Genomic DNA, 18,960 nt, shown 5'->3' with positions numbered 1-18,960 from the left:
CTCGTTGTCCTTTCATGTCACTTGTACCAGAGCACCAGGCCAGGGAAGGCCAGGAACGCGATGAGCAGCGCGATCAGCGTGAAGTAGTAGGGGAGCAGGCTCTTGACCAGTTCTTCGAGCTTGACCTTGCCGACCCCACAGCCGACATAGAGCACGGTGCCCACTGGCGGTGTGATCAGGCCGATACCGAGTACGAACGACATCAGAACGCCGAAGTAGACCGGGTCGATGCCGAGCTTGACCACCACGGGCGTCATCAACGGCGCCAGAATGACCATGGCCGGCGTCAGGTCCATGAAGAAGCCCACGACCAACAGGAACAGCGTCAGAATACCCAGAATGAAGTACTTGTTCTGGGACAGCTCAGAGAGCATGACGACGATCTGCTGTGGAATCAGGTTGGCGGTCAAAAGCCACGCCAGGACGCTGGCAAATGCCAGCAACAGCAAGACCACCCCGGTCAAGCGGCCGGTGGAAACGCATAGGGCGAAGAAGCTTTTCAAGGTGAGGCTGCGATACACGAACATCGAAACCACCACGGCGTACAGCAGGGCGATCGCGGCGCTTTCGGTGGGTGTGAAGACACCGCTCAAGATTCCGCCGACGATGATGATCGGCAGCAGCAACGCGAGCACCGAGTCCTTGAGGGCAGCGATCAGTTCCTTGAAGTCGAATGGCTGCGCGGAGCCGGTCTTCTTGGACTGGAAATACGTCGCCATGGCGAGGCCCAGGGTGATTAGAATCCCCGGTACGATACCGGCCATGAACAGCTGCGAAATCGAGGTGCCGGTCACGACCCCGAAGAGAATCATCGGGATGGATGGCGGAATGATGATGCCGACCACCGAAGCTGCGACGACGATGGCGGTGGCGCGCGGCCCCGAATAGCCGTGTTGCTTCATGGGGTTGATCATCATGCTACCCACCGCGGAGGCGTCCGCCACGGCGGAGCCGCTGATGCCGCCGAAGAACATCGACGTCAACACGGTCACTTGGCCCAGACCGCCGGCGACGAAGCCGACCATGGCGCTGGCCAGGCGTACTAGGCGCTTGGCGATGCCGCCCGAGCTCATGACCTCGCCAACGAGGATGAATAGAGGAATGGCCAGCAAGGGGAATGAATCAAGCCCGTTGACGGCTTCCGATACTAGCGAGGAGAGGCCGTAGTCGGCGAAGTGAAAGATGAACAGGCAGATCGCGGCCAGGCCAAACGAGATCGGCATGCCGATCACGATGCAGGCGAACAGCCCTAAGAGAATGCTCCATAGGATCATGCCGCACCTCGCTTGAAGACTTTATAGAGAAAAATGGTGTTACCGATGATGGTGAGTACTGCCATGACCACCATCGCGCTATAGAGGACGGTCTTGGAAATGCCCAGGAAGGGGGTCGTCCCCACATAACCTGAAACGATGTTGTTGAAACCGAAGAAAATACTGATGCACACGGCATAGATGATCGCTGCTGCAAGCAAGGCGAAAATCTTCTGCAGTATGGGAGGCGCCTTGTCCTTGAATAAGGTCACGGCGACGTGTTCGTTGGTTAGACTGGCGATGCCCGCACCGAGTAGCACCATCCAGATGAAGAACAAGCGTGAGATTTCCGCTGCCCAGGCAAAGGAGTAGCTGAATAAGAAGCGTCCGAAGACGTTCATCGAGACGGTAACGACCACGCCAATGACGAGGAGCCCGATGATGACGTCCAATCCGCTTATCAGCTTGTTCAAGTAGGCGTTACCCGAACGTGACTTCATGAAGCCTCCAAGGAGGGGATGCTTATCGTGTTGATGCCAAAAGCAGGGAAGGGCGTGGCCGACCTTCCCTGCGTACGTGTGTTACTGAGGATGTGTGGTGCTTATTCTTGCTCTTGTGCCTGCTGCACCTGCTCGCGGATATTGTCGATCAGCTCGCCGCCGATCTCATCGCGCCAATCTTCATAGACCGGTTCCAGTTTCTCCTGGAAGACCTTGACTTGCTCGGGGCTCAGTTCGGTGATCTGCATGCCTGAATCTTTCAGGTCCTGCTTGATCTGGTCGTTCAGCGTACGGCTTACGTGGCGCTGGTAATCGCCCATCTTGGTAGCCGCGTCGCGCAGGAGTTGCTGATAGTCTTCCGGTAGACGGTCCCAGAAGCGTGCAGAGACCAAGGTAATGAACGGCGTATAAACGTGGTTGGTTTCAGTGGCGTAGTCCTGAACTTCGTTGAACTTGGACGACTCGATGGTAATCCAGGGGTTTTCCTGGCCATCGACGACACCTTGCTCAAGCGCCGTGAACAGTTCCGCGAAGGACATCGGCGTGGGATTGGCGCCCAGTGTCCGCCAGATATCCAGGTGGAGATCGTTTTCCATGGTGCGGATCTTCAGACCATCGAGATCTTCCGGCTTTTCGACGGGATGCTGACTGTTGGTCAACTGGCGATAGCCATTCTCGCCCCAGCCGATGGCGACCAGTCCCTGAGAGGACGCATCTTCCAGCATTTGTTGGCCGATTTCGCCATCCAGTACGGCATCCGCCATTTCCGGCTGTGGGAACAGGAACGGCAGATCGAATACGGCGAACTGCGGGAACATGTTCACGAGCGGTGAGGTGGACGGCATGGTCATTTCCAGCGTGCCGGCCTGGAGTGCGCTGGTGGCTTCGCGGTCATCGCCTAGCTGCGCACCGGGGAAGAGATCCACTTGGATGTGCCCGTCACTACGTTGTTCGACGATCTTCTCGAAGTACTCGAGGCCGCGGTATTGCGCGCCGGATTCCGTAGTACCGATGCTGAATTTGATCTTGAAGTCGCCATCGGCTTGAACCTTGTCGCCTGTGACGTCGGGCAGCGCGGGCATTTCGGTCGCCGCGGAGGCGCTCAGTGCGGTCAAGCCGAGAAAGGCGCCGCCGACGACCGAAACAAAGCGTGTCGTTGTGGTTGTTGTCATCTTGTCCTCCTGGAACTGATGGTTAGTGCTGGCATGTGTGTCACGAATGACACCGGTATCATCGCGACCTGCACCAAAAACCCTTGCCTACTGATGGGTCGCGCGATGTCTACGGCAGAGTGTGTGTCTGCTCTTGAGCATCTTAATGTTGAACATACACCTAGATGCCCCCCGTTGAGACTTCATCGTTAGTCGTAGATGGCCAATTAATTTTCGTTGGAAGCCGCATGCCAGGCCTCTCCCTCGGGGTAGCGATGACGTTCGAGAGAGTCGTCATGCATGGTGATGCTGTAGCCGGGAGCTTCGGGTACCTGATAGCGGCCACGTTCAATGCGTACCGGATCGACGAAATGCTCATGAAGATGGTCGACGTATTCGAGGATGCGGCCGTCCAGCGAGCCGGAGACGGCGATATAGTCGAACAGTGAGATGTGCTGCGTGTACTCGCACAGCCCCACGCCACCGCCGTGCGGGCAGACCGGCACATCAAACTTGGCGGCCATCAGCAGCACCAGGATCACTTCGTTGAGTCCACCCAGCCGCGCGGCATCGATCTGGCAATAGTCGATGGCATCGGCCTGCAATAGCTGCTTGAACATTACGCGGTTATGGCAGTGCTCTCCGGTGGCGACACCCATGGGGTCGAGGCGGCGACGAATTTCGGCATGGCCGAGGATGTCGTCCGGGCTGGTGGGCTCCTCGATCCATAATGGATCGAATTCCGCCAGGTCGCGCATATTGGCGATGGCTTCGTCCACGTCCCACATCTGGTTGGCGTCCATCATCAACTCGCGGTCCCAGCCGATTTCGTCGCGCAGTATGCGGGCGCGTTGGCGATCCTCCTCGAGGTTGCCGCCGACCTTCTGCTTGAAATGCGTCCAGCCTTCGGCCAGCGCTTCGCGCGCCAGGCGCCGCATCTTGTCCTCGGAGTAGCCGAGCCAGCCGGCGGAAGTGGTATACCCGGGATAGCCCTCGGCGCGCATATGGGCTTCGCGCTCGCCTTTGCCGGCTTCCTTGCGCTTGAGTAGGGCGATGGCTTCTTGCGGCGTCAGCGCGTCGGTGACGAAACGGAAGTCCAGGCAGCGGACCAGTTGCTCGGGGGACATGTCCGCCAGCAGCTTCCAGACCGGTTTGCCTTCGCGCTTGGCCCATAGATCCCATACGGCGTTGACGATGGCCGCCGCCGCCAGGTGCATGACGCCCTTTTCCGGTCCCAGCCAACGCAGTTGGCTATCACCACTGGTGAGATCGCGCCAGAAGGTGCCCATATCGGCGGTTATCGCGTCGAGATCGCGCCCCACAATACGCGAGGCCAACGCCTCGACGCCCTTGACGCAGACATCGTTGCCGCGCCCGATGGTAAAGGTCAGGCCATGGCCTTGATGGTCATCGTCGGCATCGGTGGTGAGGGTCACGTAGGTGGCCGAATAATCCGGCGCTGCGTTCATGGCGTCCGAGCCGTCGAGCTGCCGCGAGGTGGGGAAGCGAATATCACGCGCTTGCAGGTGGGTAATCGTGGTCATGATCTAGGGTCCTGAAGAGAGAGCGGTCTGCGCCGCGTCAACGAGTGTTTTCAGGATCAGACTAAGGCGAACCATCAATAACAGGCCAATCGCAATTTTATTGTGGCGATTTCTTCTAGTTATCGCGTGATGCGAGGGCTCGCGAGGCTGCTCATGGTGCGTTAAGATTTTAATTGAACATTGTGTGCAATATTCAATATTGTGACGTTGGTCTAATCGACGTTTTCCGATCGGCGTCTGAGAGTAGATTTAGAAGCAATGTCCCGAAACCGATGCGTCCCACCGTGGCGGCGAGGCGTGTCCTTGTTACCGAGGTCCATCATGCAGCTCATCAATACGACACCGTCGGTCATCCGACTCAATGCGACCGATAACGTGGGGGTCGCCACGCGTGCCGTGCCGGAAGGCCTGCCGCTCGGCGTCGACGAGTGCGTGGCACGTCACAATATCGATGCCGGACACAAGGTGGCGCTGACACCGCTCGCTGAGGGAGACAACGTCATCAAGTACGGCCAGGTCATCGGCCGGGCGAGCCGCGATATCGACGTCGGCGAACACGTGCATACTCATAATCTTGCCATGCTCGAGCGCGATACGGCGCTGGAGGGCTTCGAGCCATTTCCGCGCACGTCGGCGAGTGATTCGCGGCGCACCTTCATGGGCTATCACCGTCCCAATGGGCAGGTAGGCACCCGCAACTACATCGGTATTCTGTCGACCGTGAACTGCTCGGCGACCGTGGCCAAGGTCGCTGCTGAACGGCTCAATGCGGAGGGTGAAATCGCGGCATTGGGGTTTGATGGGGTGGTGCCGATTACCCACGGTTCGGGCTGCGCGATGAATACCGAGTCCGAGGGGTTTGCATTTCTCGAGCGCGTCATCGCAGGCTATGCGCGGCATCCCAACTTCGCGCACGTGGTGATTATTGGGCTGGGGTGTGAAACCAACCAGGTCAAGCAGTTGGTGGAGAAGTCTGACCTGGAGGATGCCGCGCGCCTGGCGTACTTCAACATTCAGCAGGTCGGCGGCACGCGCGCCAGCATCCAGATGGCCTGCGACAAGGTGCTGGACATGGCGCGCAGCCATGAACGCGATGAGCGCCGTCCCGCGCCGCTCCATCACTTGAGCGTAGCGCTGCAATGCGGTGGTTCGGACGGATACTCGGGTATCACCGCCAATCCGGCGCTGGGGCATGCCGCCGATTTGATCGTGCGCCACGGGGGGAGTGCGATCTTGAGCGAAACGCCGGAGATCTATGGCGCCGAGCATCTGTTGCTGGATCGCGCGGTGAATGTGGACGTCGCGCGTAAGCTGCTGGCACGTATCGCCTGGTGGAAGCACTACACCGAGATCAACGGTGCGGAACTCAATAATAATCCTTCGCCGGGCAATAAGGCCGGCGGGCTGTCGACGATTCTGGAAAAGTCGTTGGGCGCGGTGGCAAAGGGGGGCTCGTCGAGCCTGAACGATGTACTCGAATACGCCGAACCGCTCAAGGTGCCGGGCTTCAATTTCATGGATAGTCCCGGTTATGACCCGGTCTCGGTCACCGGACAGATCGCCTCGGGGGCGACCGTGGTCTGCTTCACCACCGGGCGTGGCTCGGTCTCTGGCTTCAAGCCAGCGCCGTGCCTCAAGTTAGCCACCAACACGCACATGTATGAGACCATGCAGGAGGATATGGATCTCAACTGCGGCGCCATCATCGACGGTGACGTTTCGGTGGAGGAAATGGGTGAGGCTATCTTCGAACGGATCGTCGCCGTTGCGTCCGGAGATGCCAGTGCCAGCGAGTCGCTGGGCTATGGCAGCAATGAGTTCGTGCCCTGGATGGTCGGCGCGATCACCTGACGGACACTGCATTTCCATCACGTTCAAGGGCACTCGAACCGCGCGTGCGCGCACTAATCGGGGGGAGTACGACAGCCGCATGGCCAGATCGTTGAAGGATCAACTTTATCGGGTAGTCCGCGAGGCCATCGAGGATGGGCGTCTCGAGCCGGGATTGGTGCTGCTGGAAGGCCATCTCGCCGAGCATTTCGCAATGAGCCGATCGCCGGTACGCCAGACGTTGGCTCGCCTTCACGAGGAAGGGCGCATCTGTCGCTTCGAAGGGCGCGGCTACCAAGTGGGGACGCAACCCGGCGATGCGGTGCGCCGCTCGTTGGGCAGGAGCGATTTCCGCGCCTCACGTATCGAACGCACGGATACTTGGCGGGCGCATGCCGAAAGCGTAGAGCGCGACGTGGTGCTGTGCTCGATGAAAGGGCGCTTCGAACTCAATGAACTGCAACTGGCGCGTTCGTTGGCGGTGAGTCGGACCCTGACGCATCGCATCCTGCTGTATCTGCAGAGCATCGGTGTGGTGGAGAAGGTCAAGTACAGTAGTTGGACGGTGGTGCCGCTGGATGACACGCGCCTGCACGATCTTTACCAGGCACGGCGTCAGCTAGAACCGTTCATGATGACCCGTGCCGCCGAGACGTTGAGCGACGCGGATATCCAGCGTTATCTGACGCGCTTGGACGATGCCGCGCGCGATTACCCCCAGGTCCCCAGCGCCTTGCTCGATGCCCTCGAAAATGACCTACACCATGAGGCATTGATGCGCGGCAACAACGCCGAAATCATGACCATGTTGCGTCGTACACGGCCGATTCTATTGATTAGCAAGCACCTATTGGGTTCGTCGATCGAGTTGCCTAGCGTGGCGCCGTTCTTCGACGAACACCGCCATGTGTTCGAAAAAGCGCGTGCCCGTCGCGGCGAAGCCGCAGGGCGCGCGCTCGAAGAACATCTGGCGCGCTCCGAATCCCAGGTGCAGGCGCGCCTGAGCGACTTCCGCGAGGCCGGTGCCATTGAAGTGCCGGATTATCTGCGCGAGGTCGCGCCTTCTTGAGTGCGCGACAAAACAAACCCCTGGAGCAGGTTTCCGCAAGGGCGCTATAAACCCTTCCCTGGGCGCTACTTTCGACCTCCTGTCGAAAGACCCTTGCGCCAACCTGCCCCGACTTAACGGTTCGGTGTTGATCAGCCTGGGCGTTCGCCGTTGCGCCGGCGTAGCTCACGGATCAGGGCGCTGTGGTCCAGGTCGCCGTCGCCGTGCGCGACCATATCGGCGAACAAGCCATCCACCAGACGGGATACGGGAAGCTCGAGTGATAGCTCATCCGCTAGCGCTTGGGCGGTTTGCGTGTCCTTCCACTGCCATTTGGCGGGGCCGCCGGGGCTGAAATCTTCCCTAAGCATGCGTTCGCCGTGGACTTGAAGGATCGTCGAATCGGCGAAGCCGCCCAGCAAGGCCTCGCGCACTTTGCCGGGGTCGGCACCGCCGCGTTCGGCGAGCAGCAAGGCTTCGGCCACGGTGGCGATGGTGTTGGCGACGATCGTTTGATTGGCGAGTTTAGTGAGTTGGCCACTCCCCGCGGGGCCGACGTGCACGTCGCGACCGAGGTGTGAAAAAAGCGCTCGTGCCCGAGCATGGGTGGCCGTTTCGCCGCCGACCATGATCGCTAGCGTGCCGTCGATGGCGCCACGTTCGCCACCGGACACCGGTGCATCCAGATAGCCGACACCCGCTGCCTCGGCGGCCTGGGCCTGGCTCCTGGCCGTCTCGACCGGGATCGAACTCATTACCACTAGAATCGCACCGGGTGCCATGTGGGCGATCACGCCGTCGTCGCCTAGCAAGATGTCATCGCATACCGGTCCCGAGCTGAGCATGACCATGATGAGATCGGCGTCGGTGGCGGTATCGTTCGCCGATGGGGCGATTTCGATACCGTGCTCGCGCAGTGTCTCTGTCTTGTCGGGCGTACGATTCCAGGCGCGGACTCGATGTCCCGCCTCGGCGAGGCGGCGGGCCATCGGCGCGCCCATGAGGCCAGTGCCGATGACACCGATGGTATTGATGTCGTGCATGCGCTTACCTCGTGTCATTTCATAACCCCAGTGTGCGACTCAATGAGCTGCCCGCTAGCGTCGAGTCGGCGACGGCCTGACGTAACGAGTCGACGACATCATCGGGCAGGGGAATTCCCTCACGTAGATACCGCTGACGTTTGGCGAGGCCGGATTGGCCGGGTAGACGGACCGCGACATCGGGATCGGCGCGCTCGGCATCGAGACAGCGCTGGGTGAGGAAGTCGGTTTCCTCGACGAAGGCATCGGTGCCGCCGAAGCGCGCTGGGTCGATGACCATCACCGTGGCCGAGGCGCCCCATTGCGTGGGAGCGTCCTTGCGCCCGAAACCACCGAGAGCCGAGGTCAGCGCCTCGACCATCAGTCCCAGGGCGAATCCCTTGTGGCCGAAGGCTTGCCCCCCGAGTGGCAGAATGCTGCCGGGCGGGGTGGTGAAGAAGTCCTCGGGGTCGTCACTGGCAGTTCCTCGGTTGGTGAGGATGGCCGGGTGCGCGAGCTTGCCGCCTGCGGCGCGTGTCTTGTTGACGGTGCCGTTGGTGATGCTCGACATGCTGACATCGATCAGCATGGGGTTGTCGCGACCCGGAATGCCGATCGCCAGTGGGTTCGGCGTGTACACAGGCGTTACGCCGCCATAGGGGGCGACTGACGCCACTGCGGGGTCTGAGCTGAGCACGATGGGCACCAGGTCGCGTTCGACGAGGGGGCGCAGATAGGCCGCCAGGCAGGCGATGTGGTGGGAGCGCTTGAGCGTGACGATGCCGATGCCAAAGCCCTCGGCCGCTTTTCGTGCATGTTTCAGCGCGCGCCTGACCAGGTATGGCCCCAACACATAATGCCCATCGATCGCGGCGGCCACGGGGCTGCTTTCCGTCATCTCGAGCGCATCGGGGTTGCCGCTTGCTTTACCGGCCTTGAGGTCCTTGAGATAACCGTGCGCGAGCTTGATGCCATGTGTGTGGTGGCCGAGAAGGTCGCCCTCGACCAGCACGTCGGCGGTGATGTCGGCGACCTCGCGATGTGCACCGGCCTCCTCGAAGAGGGCCGTCAAGAGCTCATGGAGGTGTTCAGGGGAGTAGGTGGTCATGGCGTCCTCGGGGATTGGGGAGCGCCGCGATAACGGCGATAGAGACGAATGAATAACGGCAGGAACCAGATCAGGATGACCATGGCGCCCAGGCTCGCGCTGATCGGGCGCGAGAAGAAGCTGAGCAGGTCGCCGTTGCTCTTGAGCATCGAGCTCATGAAGTTGTTCTCCAGCGTGCCGCCGAGTACCAGACCCAGAATGGCGGGGGCCATGGGGAAGTCGTTGCGTGCCAGAATGAACGCGACCGAGCCGGTGATCAGCATGATCCAGACATCGGTAATCGTATTGTTGATGGCAAAGGCCCCGACGATGCAGAAGCATAAAATGATCGGCATCAATATCTTGCGCGGAGTCAGTATGAAGACCTTGGCCGAGCGAATGGCGATATAGCCGATGGGCAGCATGATCAAGTTGGCGATGAAGAACACGATGAATAGGGCATAGATGAGCCCGCCGCCGTCCATGAAGATGGTCGGTCCGGGGTTCATGCCTTTCATGTACAGCACGCCGATGACGATGGCGGTGATCGAATCGCCGGGAATGCCGAACACCAGTGCCGGCACCCAGGCGCCGCTGATGCCGGAATTGTTGGCCGAGCTGGCGTCGACGATGCCCTCGATGTGGCCGGTGCCGTAGGCGTCCCGGTTTTTCGACCGGCTCTTGCCCATGGCATAGGAAATCCAGGCCGCGATATCGGCACCGGCGCCGGGCAGCGCGCCGATCAGGGTGCCGGTCGAGCTCCCGCGAAGCAGGTTGCGCCAGTAGCGCTTGAGGTGCTTGGGAACGCTGCTGAAGACCTCGTCCTTATGCACGGCGGGGACGTTGCGGCCCTCGTTGCGCGAGCCGTAGAACATCATTAGCTCGTTGAGCGCGAACATGCCGATCATCACGGGGATGAAATTGACGCCGGCCATCAAGTCCGGGATGCCGAACGTGAAGCGTGGGGCACCGCTCATCATATCGAGCCCGACGGTGGAAAGTAGCAGGCCCACCAGCAGCGACAGGAAGGCCTTGGTCTTGGACCCGATGGAAATGAAGATCGAGCAGCTCAGACCCAGCAGGGCCAGCCAGAAATACTCGAACGAGCTGAACTTGAGCGCGACCTCGGCGAGCGAAGGTGACACGAAAACCAGCACCAGCGTGCCGAACAGCCCGCCAAACATCGAGCACACCAAGTTAGTACCCAGCGTTTCGCGCGCGCGCCCTTGTCGTGCCAGCTGATGCGATTCGCCGACATAGGCGGCCGAGGCGGGCGTACCGGGAATATTGAGATAGGTGCCGGGAATGTCGCCGGCAAAAATAGCCATCGCCGAGGTGGTGACGATCGCCGCGATGGCGGGCGTCGGGTCCATGTAAAAGGTGATGGGCACCAGTAGCGCGACGGCCATGGTGGCGGTCAGCCCGGGCACTGCGCCCACGAATACGCCGAAAATGGCCGCGCCGATGATCACCAGCAGCGTCTGGAAATTGAAGACCAGCGCCAGGCCTTGCAGAAATGCATCCATGGCTTACCCCCAGATGCTCATGAGGCCCTCGGGGAGGGGAATGAGCAGGTAACGAGAGAACAAAAGATCGACGATCAGCGCCGCGACGAGGGAAACGCCAAGTGCCAGCAGAGGCGGTGTGCGCCGTGCCAGCATCAATACGAACATGACCAGGGCGAGGCTGAGCAGGGCGCCCAGCCACTCGCTGGTGAGAATATAGAAAACGATGGCCAGGGCGGGCAGCAGCGAGAGCAGCGTGTTGCGCAGCTGCTCACGCTCCATGCGCCAGGTCATACCGTGTCCGATGCCCTTGAGTGCCCCGACATGACTGATTGCGAGTATCAGACCGCCAATCATGAACCCTCCCCCGATGAGGGAGGGAAACAGTGAAGGCCCATACTGCAGGCTCGGCATGGTGGGGAACTGCTGGGCCACGAGATAGACGATAGCGCCCGCTGCCATGAACGCGAGGCCGAGGAGGAAGTCTTTCATCGTGGCCTCCCGGCTATTTGGCCAAACCGACTTGTTCGACGATCTTGCCGAAGCGTTCGTCCATGTCCGCCATCAGCTGGCCGAACTCCTCGGCGTTGCGCCATTCGGTCCCGAAGCCTTGCTTGGCCATGAACCCTTGGTAGGTATCGCTGTTGTAGGCGGCTTCCAGCGCGTCTTCCAGCGTCGAGACGATCTCGGGATCCATGCCTTTGGGGCCTGCGATACCGCGCCATTCACCGATCTGGTAGTCGCTGCCGATGGCCTCCTGAACCGTGGGGACGTCGGGGAAACTATCCAGGCGTTCGGGTGCCATGATCCCCAGGCTGTTGGCACGTCCGGCTTCTATCATCGAACGGCCTTCGGGCACTGAGCTGGGCACGATGTCGATGCCGCCGGCGGCGAGTTCGGTCATGGCGGGCGCCGCGCCTTGGCTGGGAATCCAGGTGACGCGGTCGGGTTCCATGCCTTGGTCCATCAAGAAGCCGGCGAATGCCAGGTGCCAGACGCCCCCTTGGCCGGTACCGGAGGCGGTGTAAGTGCCCTTGGGTTGTTCGCCTACGGTTTTGACCAGGTCTTCGAGGTCATCGAAGGGACCATCGGCGGCCACTTGAACGCCCGCGTAGTCGTAGTTGATCTGTGCGATGGGCGTGTAGTCACGGTAGGTCAGGTCGGTGAGGCCTTGCCAATGCATCATGTTGATCTCACCCGTCACCAACCCGAGCGTGTAACCGTCGGGATTGGCGCGGGCGATGGCGCTGTGGCCTACCACGCCGCTCCCGCCGGTGCGGTTGACGACGTTGACCGTCGCGCCGAGTTCTTCTTCCAGCGCCTTGCCGATGGTGCGCGCGGTGGCATCGGTACCGCCGCCGGCAGCCCACGGTACGATGATAGTGATGGGTTTTTCGGGGTATTCGGCGAGAGCCGGTCCGGCGATGGCGGTAAGCAGGACGGCGATGCTGGCGAGTCCGGCTTTATTGTGCAGTTTGAGCATGATCGATCCTTGTTATTGGCGTGTCATGAAGTGTTGTCGTGCATGGGATGCGTCTTTCAAGTTAGTTCTTAATGTACATTGTACGCAATATTCATTTATCTAGACTTTGGTCTACCGGGGAGGTTGAATCTCCTCTTTTTTCAGTTAGTTAAATTTCTTTAAAAGCGATCTTCATAGCGCCTCCAAGAGCATGCGCTGAAAATCGTCATGCGTTGGGGCACGCGGATTGGTGGCAGTGGAATGGTCTTCCAGCGCCCACTGGGCAACCGGTGCCAGACGCTCACGCGTGACGCCCAGGTCGCTCAAACGCGTGGGCAAGCCCAAGTCGATATTGAGTTGAATGAAGGCCTCGACGACATCCGTGCCGGGGGCCAACCCCATCGCATCGCGCAGCCGGGCGAACTTATCGCCGCAATGGTCCTGGTTGAAGCGCAGTACGATGGGCATCAGCAAGGCATTGAGTGTGCCGTGGTGAAGCTTTAGATCGTGAAAGCCGCCCAGGGCGTGGGAAAGAGAGTGCACGGCGCCGAGGCCTTTCTGGAACGCCAAGGCGCCTTGCGTGGCGGCCATCAACATCTCTCGGCGTGCTTCTAGGTTGCTACCATCGTTTACGGCGGTGCGGATATAGCGCGTGGCGCGTTGCAATCCATCCAGGGCGATGGCGTCGGCGGGTGGATTGAAGCGTGGGCTGAGAAACGTCTCGACACAATGCGCGATGGCGTCCATGCCGGTGGCGGCGGTCAGGTGCGCCGGCAGCGAGAGGGTCAGCAATGGATCGCAGATCGCCACGTCGGGAATCAGATGCGGCGAGAGGAAGCCGAGCTTACGTTCATCGCGCATGCTGATCAGTGCGGCGCGTCCCACCTCGCTGCCCGTGCCCGCCGTGGTGGGAATGGCCACCAGCGGCAGCACCTGGCTGCCGATACGGGCTGCGCCGCCCTCCATTACCGCATATTGCCGCAGTGGCGCGGGATGGCTGGCCAGCAGGGCGACGCCCTTGGCTAAATCGATGCTCGATCCGCCGCCCAGCGCGACGATGCCATCGCAGGCATGTTCGCGGTAGCAGGCTACGGCGTCCTCGATGGCGACCTCGGTGGGGTTGGCGGGTGTGCCGTCGTAGACCGGGGCCGGGCATGTACCGCCGATGGCCTCTTGAACGCGCGTCACCAAGCCACTGGCGGTGAGCCCGGCATCGGTCACGATCAAGGGCGTGGCGACACCGAGCTGCGCCAATTCGTCGGCCAGATCGTCCAGAGCGTCGTCGCCGAAGCGTATCTTGGTGAGGTAGTTGATGATCGAACTCATGGCGGACTCCTTGTGACCTTGGCATTGCCAAGGCGGGAATTGTTGTTAGCGTTTCGCTCAGGCTATGGCCGCATTGAAATCACAATCCAATCGAAGTTTATGGCATTGTGATTCGTTCTGGTTATCAGGAAGGGCGATCATGACGGCGAGCAAGCTTTCACATGCACATCTGTGTGCCTGGTTGCGTTTCAAGCATCTGATGTTGCTGACCACCTTGGCCGAGAGCCGCAACATGCATGCGACGGCGCGAGCCATGCATCTGAGTCAGCCGGCGGCGAGCAAGATGCTGCGCGATCTGGAGGCGTATTTCGGTTTCGCACTTTTCGAACGTTTGCCGCGGGCCATGCAGCCCACCGAACTGGGCGAGCAGGTCATTCGCCATGCGTGGATCCTGCTCAATGACATGGAACGCCTGGTGGATGACATCAACGATCTGCGTGAAGGGGGCTATGGTCAGCTTCTGATCGGCGCCATCGCCGCTGCCGCGCCGGAAATCCTGCCGGCAGCGATTGCGCGGCTCAAGCGTGATCGGCCACGTTTATCGGTGAGCCTGCAGGAGCAAACCAGCGATCGCTTGTTGCTCGAGCTCGAGCACAAGCGCCTGGATGTCGTCATCGGACGTTTGACGCATGTCAGTCAGCACAATGTATTCGACTTCGAGCCGCTACTGGACGAGCCGCTGCGGGTCGTGGTGCGCCGCGATCATCCCTTGACGCGGCTTGAGCACGCCCCGGGATTGGACGAACTGAGTCACTGGCCCTGGATCCTGCATCCGTTGTCGAGTCCCATGCGTGGCGTATTCGAGTCGGCCCTGGCGGAAGAGGGCATCGCCACGCCGGCCAATGTGGTCGAAACCACTTCGATTCAGGCAACCCTGCAATTGCTGCAGTCCTCGGACATGCTGGCGGTATTGCCGCGTTCGGTGATGCGACGTCCGCTGGCGGGCGGACAATATGTCGTGCTCGAACGTGTGATCGGCAAGCCGCTGGACTACTACGGCATCATTACGCGTCGTCAAGAGCCACACTCCGCGGCCGCCGACGAGTTGATCGCTCATCTGCGGCAGTTGGCCAGCGAGGCGCTGTTGCCGGCGGACGGCGCGAACGACACCTAAGTCTAATGCCCGAGGGCGCGACGATCTGAAATCCTTGAACGACATTCTGTGTGATGTATGACAGCGCGTGCATGGCACGTCTTAGCGTTCAAGGAGATCACGATGTTCGATGAATTGCATGGCAAGCGTGTGCTGGTCACGGGGGCGAGCACAGGGATCGGGGCCGCCGTTGCCCAGCGTTTCGGTGCGCTCGGCGCGCATGTCGTCGTGCACTACAACACCAGCGAAGCCCCGGCTCGTCAGGTGGTCGAGGCTATCGAACGCGACGGCGGCAAGGCGTTCACGCTGCAGCAGGATGTCAGTACCGCTGAGGGAGCGGTCGCTGTCGTCGACCGAGCCGTCTCGCAATTGGGCGGCCTGGATATTTTGATCAATAACGCCGGCGACATGCTGGGGCGCGTACCGGCGGGCGATATCGAGGCTGAGCATTACGACCGGGTCATGGATCTCAACGCCCGCTCGGTGACCCTGGCAACGCGTGCGGCCATCGCGCATTTCCGTCGTCAGGGCGAGGGCGGCAAGATCATCAACACCACTTCGGTGGCAGCACGCAACGGTGGCGGCCCCGGCGCGTCGTTGTATGCCTCGGCCAAGGCGTTCGTGAGTTCGTTCACGCGGGGCATGGCCAAGGAGCTTGCGGCGGATAACATTCGCGTCAACGCCGTGGCGCCGGGGGTCATCGTCACACCGTTCCATGACCGGCACAGTAGCGACGCTCAGCTCGAAGCCATGCGCGCCGGCATTCCCATGGGGCGGCTTGGCACGCCCGAGGAGTGCGTGGGGGCGTTTTTGTTCCTGGCCACCGATGCCTTGAGCGGTTATGTCACCGGCCAGATCGTCGAGGTCAATGGCGGGCAGTTGATGCCCTAGGCACTATCTGAAAAGTGTCTGCGCTTGCCCATACGGCGTTAAAAATCGGCTCAAGGTGCTCATTTACAACGCGTAAACTCCGCCCTTTCGCCGATTTTTGCCTTGTCTGGCCTTCGCTCGCCGACTTTGCAGACAGCGCCTGATTCGATGCGTTGAGACGCAGGCATCGGCCCACGCGGTGCCTGAACCGCGAGGCCATCGCTGGTATCCTTGTCGTTATTCCTCTTCGAAAGATAACGGGATGCCATGGCCTCGCTTTCTTTATTTCTTTCCATCCTGATTTCTGCGGTGGCGTTGACGGCTGCTTTCACCATGCTGGTTTATCGCTGGATGGGGCGGCGTGCCTCGTCTTCTAAGCCACGCGGGAAGTCACGTGACAAGAATGCTGCGTCCAAGCGTTCCAATGCCGCCTCACGCAAAGGTTCCTCTCAGGCGAGCGCCAAGACGCAGAAACAGTCTCCCTCTCGGCCTCGACTGTCGTTCCTGCGCTTGCCGACATGGCTGCGCGCCAGCCTGCCGTTGGGGATGATGCTGACGTTGATCGCGGCTGTGGGGCAGTTGGCGTTGCAGGGCATGCACAATGCGCATCAGGTGGCTGCGAACGATCCGCGCTTGCCGTCGCTGGAAAACGTGCTCGACGGTATTTCATTGCTTGCCTTGATGCTCTTGTTCGTGGGTATCGTCGCCTGGCTTGCGCCTCGTCAATGAAGCGCGATGCATGGATCGGCGCGCCCCAAGCGCCATGCTATAGTGCGCGCCATCACAGGAGAGACCGGTAACCCCATGAATATTCTGATTACGGGCATGGCCGGGTTCATCGGTCATGCCGTGGCCAAGCGCCTGGCGGCCGATGGCCACACCATCGTCGGCATCGACAATCTAAACGATTACTACGACGTGGCGCTCAAGCAGGCGCGCCTCGACGATCTGGCCGCGTATCCCAATGTGCGCTTCGAGTGCATCGATCTTGCCGATCAGGCGGCCATGCAAGCGCTCTTCGCCGGTGAGCGCTTCGAGCGAGTGATTCATCTCGCCGCGCAGGCCGGCGTGCGCTACTCGCTGGACAACCCGCATGTCTACGCGCAGGCCAATCTCGTCGGCCACCTCAACGTGCTGGAAGGCTGCCGCCATCAGCAAGTGCCGCATCTGATCTATGCCTCGTCGAGCTCGGTATACGGACAGAATGCGCATGTGCCGTTCTCGACCGCCGACGCCGTGGATCACCCCATCAGCCTCTACGCCGCGACCAAGAAGTCCAATGAGCTGATGACGCACAGCTACGCCCACTTGTACGGCATTCCTTCCACGGGGCTTCGCTTCTTCACCGTTTATGGTCCGTGGGGACGCCCGGACATGGCGATGTTCAAGTTTACTCGGGCGATTCTTGCCGGCGAACCGCTGCCGATCTTCAACCACGGCGATCTATCGCGGGATTTCACCTATATCGACGATATCGTCGAGGGCGTGATCCGCATTCAGAACGTAATTCCCCAGGCCGATACCGAACGGCAAGCGACGGCGCCGGATCAAAGTACCGCGCCGTTCGCACTCTATAATATTGGCCATGGGAGCCCCGTGGCATTGATGGATTTCGTGCGCGCCCTGGAGCGGGTGACTGGGCGCATCGCGCAATGCGATTATCAACCCATGCAGCCGGGTGACGTGCCGCGTACCTGGGCGGATACCGAGGCCCTTTTCGACGCGGTCGATTACCGCCCGACGGTCGGCGTCGAGGAAGGCGTGGCACGCTTCGTCGACTGGTATCGCGCGTTCTATCACGTTTGATGCCCACTCGGGCTTGACGCCCACGCTTTTTTGATGACATGACACGCAAAGGACGACACACGATGAAGATCAGTATCTTCGGCACGGGATACGTGGGCCTGGTCACGGGAACCTGCCTGGCGGACGTGGGGCACGAGGTCATGTGCATGGACGTCGATGCCGACAAGATCGCGCGCCTCGAACGCGGCGAGATCCCCATCTACGAGCCGGGGCTGGAAGCAATGGTGCGTCGCAATGTCGAGGAAGGACGCCTGCGTTTCACCACCGATGTGGCGTTCGCCGTCGATTTCGCACCGCTGCAGTTCATCGCCGTGGGTACGCCACCCGACGAAGACGGTAGTGCCGATCTGCAATATGTGCTGACCGTGGCGCGCAGCATCGGCCAATACATGCGCGACGACAAGGTCGTCGTCGATAAGTCGACCGTGCCAGTGGGGACGGCGGACAAGGTGCGCGGTGCTGTTCAGGGCGAGCTCGACGCGCGGGGCGCTGCGCTCACCGTCGATGTCTGCTCTAACCCGGAATTCCTCAAGGAAGGCGCTGCCATCGAGGACTTCACCCATGGTGCGCGGATCATCGTCGGCACCGATGCCGAACGTGTACGCGATATCATGCGCGAGTGCTACGGTCCTTATAACCGCCACCATGAAAAGTTGATGTTCATGGATATCCGTAGCGCCGAGCTGACCAAGTACGCGGCCAATGCCATGCTGGCCACCAAGATCAGCTTCATGAACGAGATCGCCAATCTCGCCGAACGCCTGGGCGCCGATATCGAACAGATCCGTCGCGGCATCGGCAGCGACCCGCGCATTGGGTATCACTTCATCTATCCGGGGTGCGGTTATGGCGGATCGTGCTTTCCCAAGGACGTGCAGGCACTGGCGCGCACCGCCGGAGAGATCGGATATCGCGCCGAACTGCTCGAGGCCGTGGAAGGCGTTAACCAGCGCCAGAAAGCCACCTTGTTTGCCAAGCTCTCGCAAGCGTTCGACGGCGATCTGGCTGGCAAGACCATCGCTCTCTGGGGACTGGCCTTCAAGCCTAATACCGACGATATGCGCGAAGCACCCAGTCGTGCCTTGATGGAGGCGTTATGGGCTGCGGGGGCACGCGTACAAGCTTTCGATCCGGAAGCCATGAACGAATGCCGCCGAATATACGGCCAGCGCGACGACCTTGCCCTTGTCGAGAATCGCGAACAAGCCGTAGAAGGAGCCGACGCCTTGGTGATCTGCACCGAGTGGAAGACATTTCGTAGCATCGATTTCGGCTGGCTCAAAGAGACGCTGCGCATGCCGGTGGTGATCGATGGGCGTAATCTGTTCGACCCGCAGGCGGTCAAGCGCGCGGGCTTGCTTTACTTCGCCGTGGGCCGGGGAGATTCACTCCAGTCGGCGTGAGCTGGCTCAGTGGAATATACGAGTCAGTTGGATATGTAAACGGCGCCCGAGGGCGCCGTT

General features: G+C 60.7%; 17 protein-coding genes. 7 read left to right on the top strand and 10 right to left on the bottom strand.

Features of this window, described 5'->3' with window-relative positions; translation table 11 throughout:
- Positions 1-17: 17 nt before the first annotated feature.
- The 4 genes from LUN51_RS12670 to LUN51_RS12655 all read right to left on the bottom strand — a co-directional run bounded on the left by LUN51_RS12670 (position 18) and on the right by LUN51_RS12655 (position 4,448).
- Positions 18-1,274 carry a TRAP transporter large permease gene (locus LUN51_RS12670; protein WP_247640651.1) on the bottom strand — a complete coding sequence of 419 codons (1,257 nt, stop codon included), beginning with the start codon at positions 1,272-1,274 and terminating at the stop codon, positions 18-20.
- Positions 1,271-1,753 (bottom strand): TRAP transporter small permease, encoded by a 483-nt coding sequence (locus LUN51_RS12665; RefSeq protein ID WP_277811545.1) that lies wholly within the window; start codon positions 1,751-1,753, stop codon positions 1,271-1,273. The genes LUN51_RS12670 and LUN51_RS12665 overlap by 4 nt, the downstream gene beginning before the upstream one ends.
- A gap of 101 nt (positions 1,754-1,854) precedes the next feature.
- The gene (locus LUN51_RS12660; RefSeq protein ID WP_247620113.1) at positions 1,855-2,925 is read right to left on the bottom strand and encodes a TRAP transporter substrate-binding protein; all 1,071 of its coding nucleotides are present in this window, start codon (positions 2,923-2,925) and stop codon (positions 1,855-1,857) included.
- Positions 2,926-3,131: 206 nt separating this feature from the next.
- Positions 3,132-4,448, bottom strand: a complete 1,317-nt coding sequence (locus LUN51_RS12655) for an L-fuconate dehydratase (protein ID WP_075370379.1) — start codon at positions 4,446-4,448, stop codon at positions 3,132-3,134.
- A 321-nt stretch (positions 4,449-4,769) separates the two neighbouring features.
- On the opposite strand from LUN51_RS12655, the gene LUN51_RS12650 reads away from it, so the two are divergent.
- Together LUN51_RS12650 and LUN51_RS12645 are read left to right on the top strand one after the other, a co-directional pair.
- The gene (locus LUN51_RS12650) at positions 4,770-6,299 is read left to right on the top strand and encodes a UxaA family hydrolase (protein WP_178999920.1); all 1,530 of its coding nucleotides are present in this window, start codon (positions 4,770-4,772) and stop codon (positions 6,297-6,299) included.
- Positions 6,300-6,378: 79 nt separating this feature from the next.
- Positions 6,379-7,347, top strand: coding sequence for a GntR family transcriptional regulator (locus LUN51_RS12645; protein WP_277811544.1), 969 nt, complete (start codon positions 6,379-6,381; stop codon positions 7,345-7,347).
- Between the two features lie 131 nt (positions 7,348-7,478).
- On the opposite strand, the gene LUN51_RS12640 is transcribed toward LUN51_RS12645, so the two are convergent.
- The 6 genes from LUN51_RS12640 to LUN51_RS12615 form a co-directional block, all read right to left on the bottom strand.
- Positions 7,479-8,369 (bottom strand): NAD(P)-dependent oxidoreductase, encoded by an 891-nt coding sequence (locus LUN51_RS12640; protein ID WP_277811543.1) that lies wholly within the window; start codon positions 8,367-8,369, stop codon positions 7,479-7,481.
- Positions 8,370-8,388: 19 nt separating this feature from the next.
- Entirely contained in the window at positions 8,389-9,456 is a 1,068-nt protein-coding gene (locus tag LUN51_RS12635) for an Ldh family oxidoreductase (RefSeq protein WP_277811542.1), read from the bottom strand.
- The gene (locus LUN51_RS12630; protein ID WP_277811541.1) at positions 9,453-10,961 is read right to left on the bottom strand and encodes a tripartite tricarboxylate transporter permease; all 1,509 of its coding nucleotides are present in this window, start codon (positions 10,959-10,961) and stop codon (positions 9,453-9,455) included. Before LUN51_RS12630 ends, LUN51_RS12635 begins: the two co-directional genes overlap by 4 nt.
- 3 nt (positions 10,962-10,964) lie before the next feature.
- Entirely contained in the window at positions 10,965-11,432 is a 468-nt protein-coding gene (locus tag LUN51_RS12625; RefSeq protein ID WP_178999925.1) for a tripartite tricarboxylate transporter TctB family protein, read from the bottom strand.
- 13 nt (positions 11,433-11,445) lie between these two features.
- Positions 11,446-12,423, bottom strand: coding sequence for a tripartite tricarboxylate transporter substrate binding protein (locus LUN51_RS12620; RefSeq protein WP_277811540.1), 978 nt, complete (start codon positions 12,421-12,423; stop codon positions 11,446-11,448).
- Positions 12,424-12,594: 171 nt separating this feature from the next.
- The gene (locus LUN51_RS12615; protein ID WP_277811539.1) at positions 12,595-13,728 is read right to left on the bottom strand and encodes an iron-containing alcohol dehydrogenase; all 1,134 of its coding nucleotides are present in this window, start codon (positions 13,726-13,728) and stop codon (positions 12,595-12,597) included.
- Positions 13,729-13,867: 139 nt separating this feature from the next.
- Between LUN51_RS12615 and LUN51_RS12610 the strand changes: the two genes are divergently transcribed.
- The 5 genes from LUN51_RS12610 (at position 13,868) to LUN51_RS12590 (ending at position 18,900) form a co-directional block, all read left to right on the top strand.
- Complete coding sequence (locus tag LUN51_RS12610; RefSeq protein WP_277811538.1) at positions 13,868-14,842, top strand: LysR family transcriptional regulator; 975 nt, start codon at positions 13,868-13,870, stop codon at positions 14,840-14,842.
- Positions 14,843-14,944: 102 nt separating this feature from the next.
- Positions 14,945-15,712, top strand: coding sequence for an SDR family NAD(P)-dependent oxidoreductase (locus LUN51_RS12605; RefSeq protein WP_277811537.1), 768 nt, complete (start codon positions 14,945-14,947; stop codon positions 15,710-15,712).
- A 246-nt stretch (positions 15,713-15,958) separates the two neighbouring features.
- A complete protein-coding gene (locus tag LUN51_RS12600) occupies positions 15,959-16,420 on the top strand; it encodes a hypothetical protein (RefSeq protein ID WP_277811536.1) in 462 nt (153 codons plus the stop codon).
- A 75-nt stretch (positions 16,421-16,495) separates the two neighbouring features.
- Positions 16,496-17,497: an NAD-dependent epimerase gene (locus LUN51_RS12595; RefSeq protein ID WP_277811535.1), complete on the top strand. Its 1,002-nt coding sequence runs from the start codon at positions 16,496-16,498 to the stop codon at positions 17,495-17,497.
- A gap of 62 nt (positions 17,498-17,559) precedes the next feature.
- Entirely contained in the window at positions 17,560-18,900 is a 1,341-nt protein-coding gene (locus LUN51_RS12590; RefSeq protein WP_277811534.1) for a UDP-glucose dehydrogenase family protein, read from the top strand.
- The last annotated feature ends 60 nt before the right edge of the window (positions 18,901-18,960 follow it).

The sequence above is a fragment of the Chromohalobacter canadensis genome (assembly GCF_029544075.1).
GTDB lineage: Bacteria > Pseudomonadota > Gammaproteobacteria > Pseudomonadales > Halomonadaceae > Chromohalobacter > Chromohalobacter canadensis_A.
The sequence above is the reverse complement of the archived record's forward strand: the minus strand, read 5'-3'. Positions and strand labels throughout refer to the sequence as shown.

What these genes read in the sequence shown, in the direction of transcription:
- LUN51_RS12670 (WP_247640651.1), bottom strand. Translation starts at nt 1,274, where the DNA reads ATGATCCTATGGAGCATTCTCTTAGGGCTGTTCGCCTGCATCGTGATC.
- LUN51_RS12665 (WP_277811545.1), bottom strand. Translation starts at nt 1,753, where the DNA reads ATGAAGTCACGTTCGGGTAACGCCTACTTGAACAAGCTGATAAGCGGA.
- LUN51_RS12660 (WP_247620113.1), bottom strand. Translation starts at nt 2,925, where the DNA reads ATGACAACAACCACAACGACACGCTTTGTTTCGGTCGTCGGCGGCGCC.
- LUN51_RS12655 (WP_075370379.1), bottom strand. Translation starts at nt 4,448, where the DNA reads ATGACCACGATTACCCACCTGCAAGCGCGTGATATTCGCTTCCCCACC.
- LUN51_RS12650 (WP_178999920.1), top strand. Translation starts at nt 4,770, where the DNA reads ATGCAGCTCATCAATACGACACCGTCGGTCATCCGACTCAATGCGACC.
- LUN51_RS12645 (WP_277811544.1), top strand. Translation starts at nt 6,379, where the DNA reads ATGGCCAGATCGTTGAAGGATCAACTTTATCGGGTAGTCCGCGAGGCC.
- LUN51_RS12640 (WP_277811543.1), bottom strand. Translation starts at nt 8,369, where the DNA reads ATGCACGACATCAATACCATCGGTGTCATCGGCACTGGCCTCATGGGC.
- LUN51_RS12635 (WP_277811542.1), bottom strand. Translation starts at nt 9,456, where the DNA reads ATGACCACCTACTCCCCTGAACACCTCCATGAGCTCTTGACGGCCCTC.
- LUN51_RS12630 (WP_277811541.1), bottom strand. Translation starts at nt 10,961, where the DNA reads ATGGATGCATTTCTGCAAGGCCTGGCGCTGGTCTTCAATTTCCAGACG.
- LUN51_RS12625 (WP_178999925.1), bottom strand. Translation starts at nt 11,432, where the DNA reads ATGAAAGACTTCCTCCTCGGCCTCGCGTTCATGGCAGCGGGCGCTATC.
- LUN51_RS12620 (WP_277811540.1), bottom strand. Translation starts at nt 12,423, where the DNA reads ATGCTCAAACTGCACAATAAAGCCGGACTCGCCAGCATCGCCGTCCTG.
- LUN51_RS12615 (WP_277811539.1), bottom strand. Translation starts at nt 13,728, where the DNA reads ATGAGTTCGATCATCAACTACCTCACCAAGATACGCTTCGGCGACGAC.
- LUN51_RS12610 (WP_277811538.1), top strand. Translation starts at nt 13,868, where the DNA reads ATGACGGCGAGCAAGCTTTCACATGCACATCTGTGTGCCTGGTTGCGT.
- LUN51_RS12605 (WP_277811537.1), top strand. Translation starts at nt 14,945, where the DNA reads ATGTTCGATGAATTGCATGGCAAGCGTGTGCTGGTCACGGGGGCGAGC.
- LUN51_RS12600 (WP_277811536.1), top strand. Translation starts at nt 15,959, where the DNA reads ATGGCCTCGCTTTCTTTATTTCTTTCCATCCTGATTTCTGCGGTGGCG.
- LUN51_RS12595 (WP_277811535.1), top strand. Translation starts at nt 16,496, where the DNA reads ATGAATATTCTGATTACGGGCATGGCCGGGTTCATCGGTCATGCCGTG.
- LUN51_RS12590 (WP_277811534.1), top strand. Translation starts at nt 17,560, where the DNA reads ATGAAGATCAGTATCTTCGGCACGGGATACGTGGGCCTGGTCACGGGA.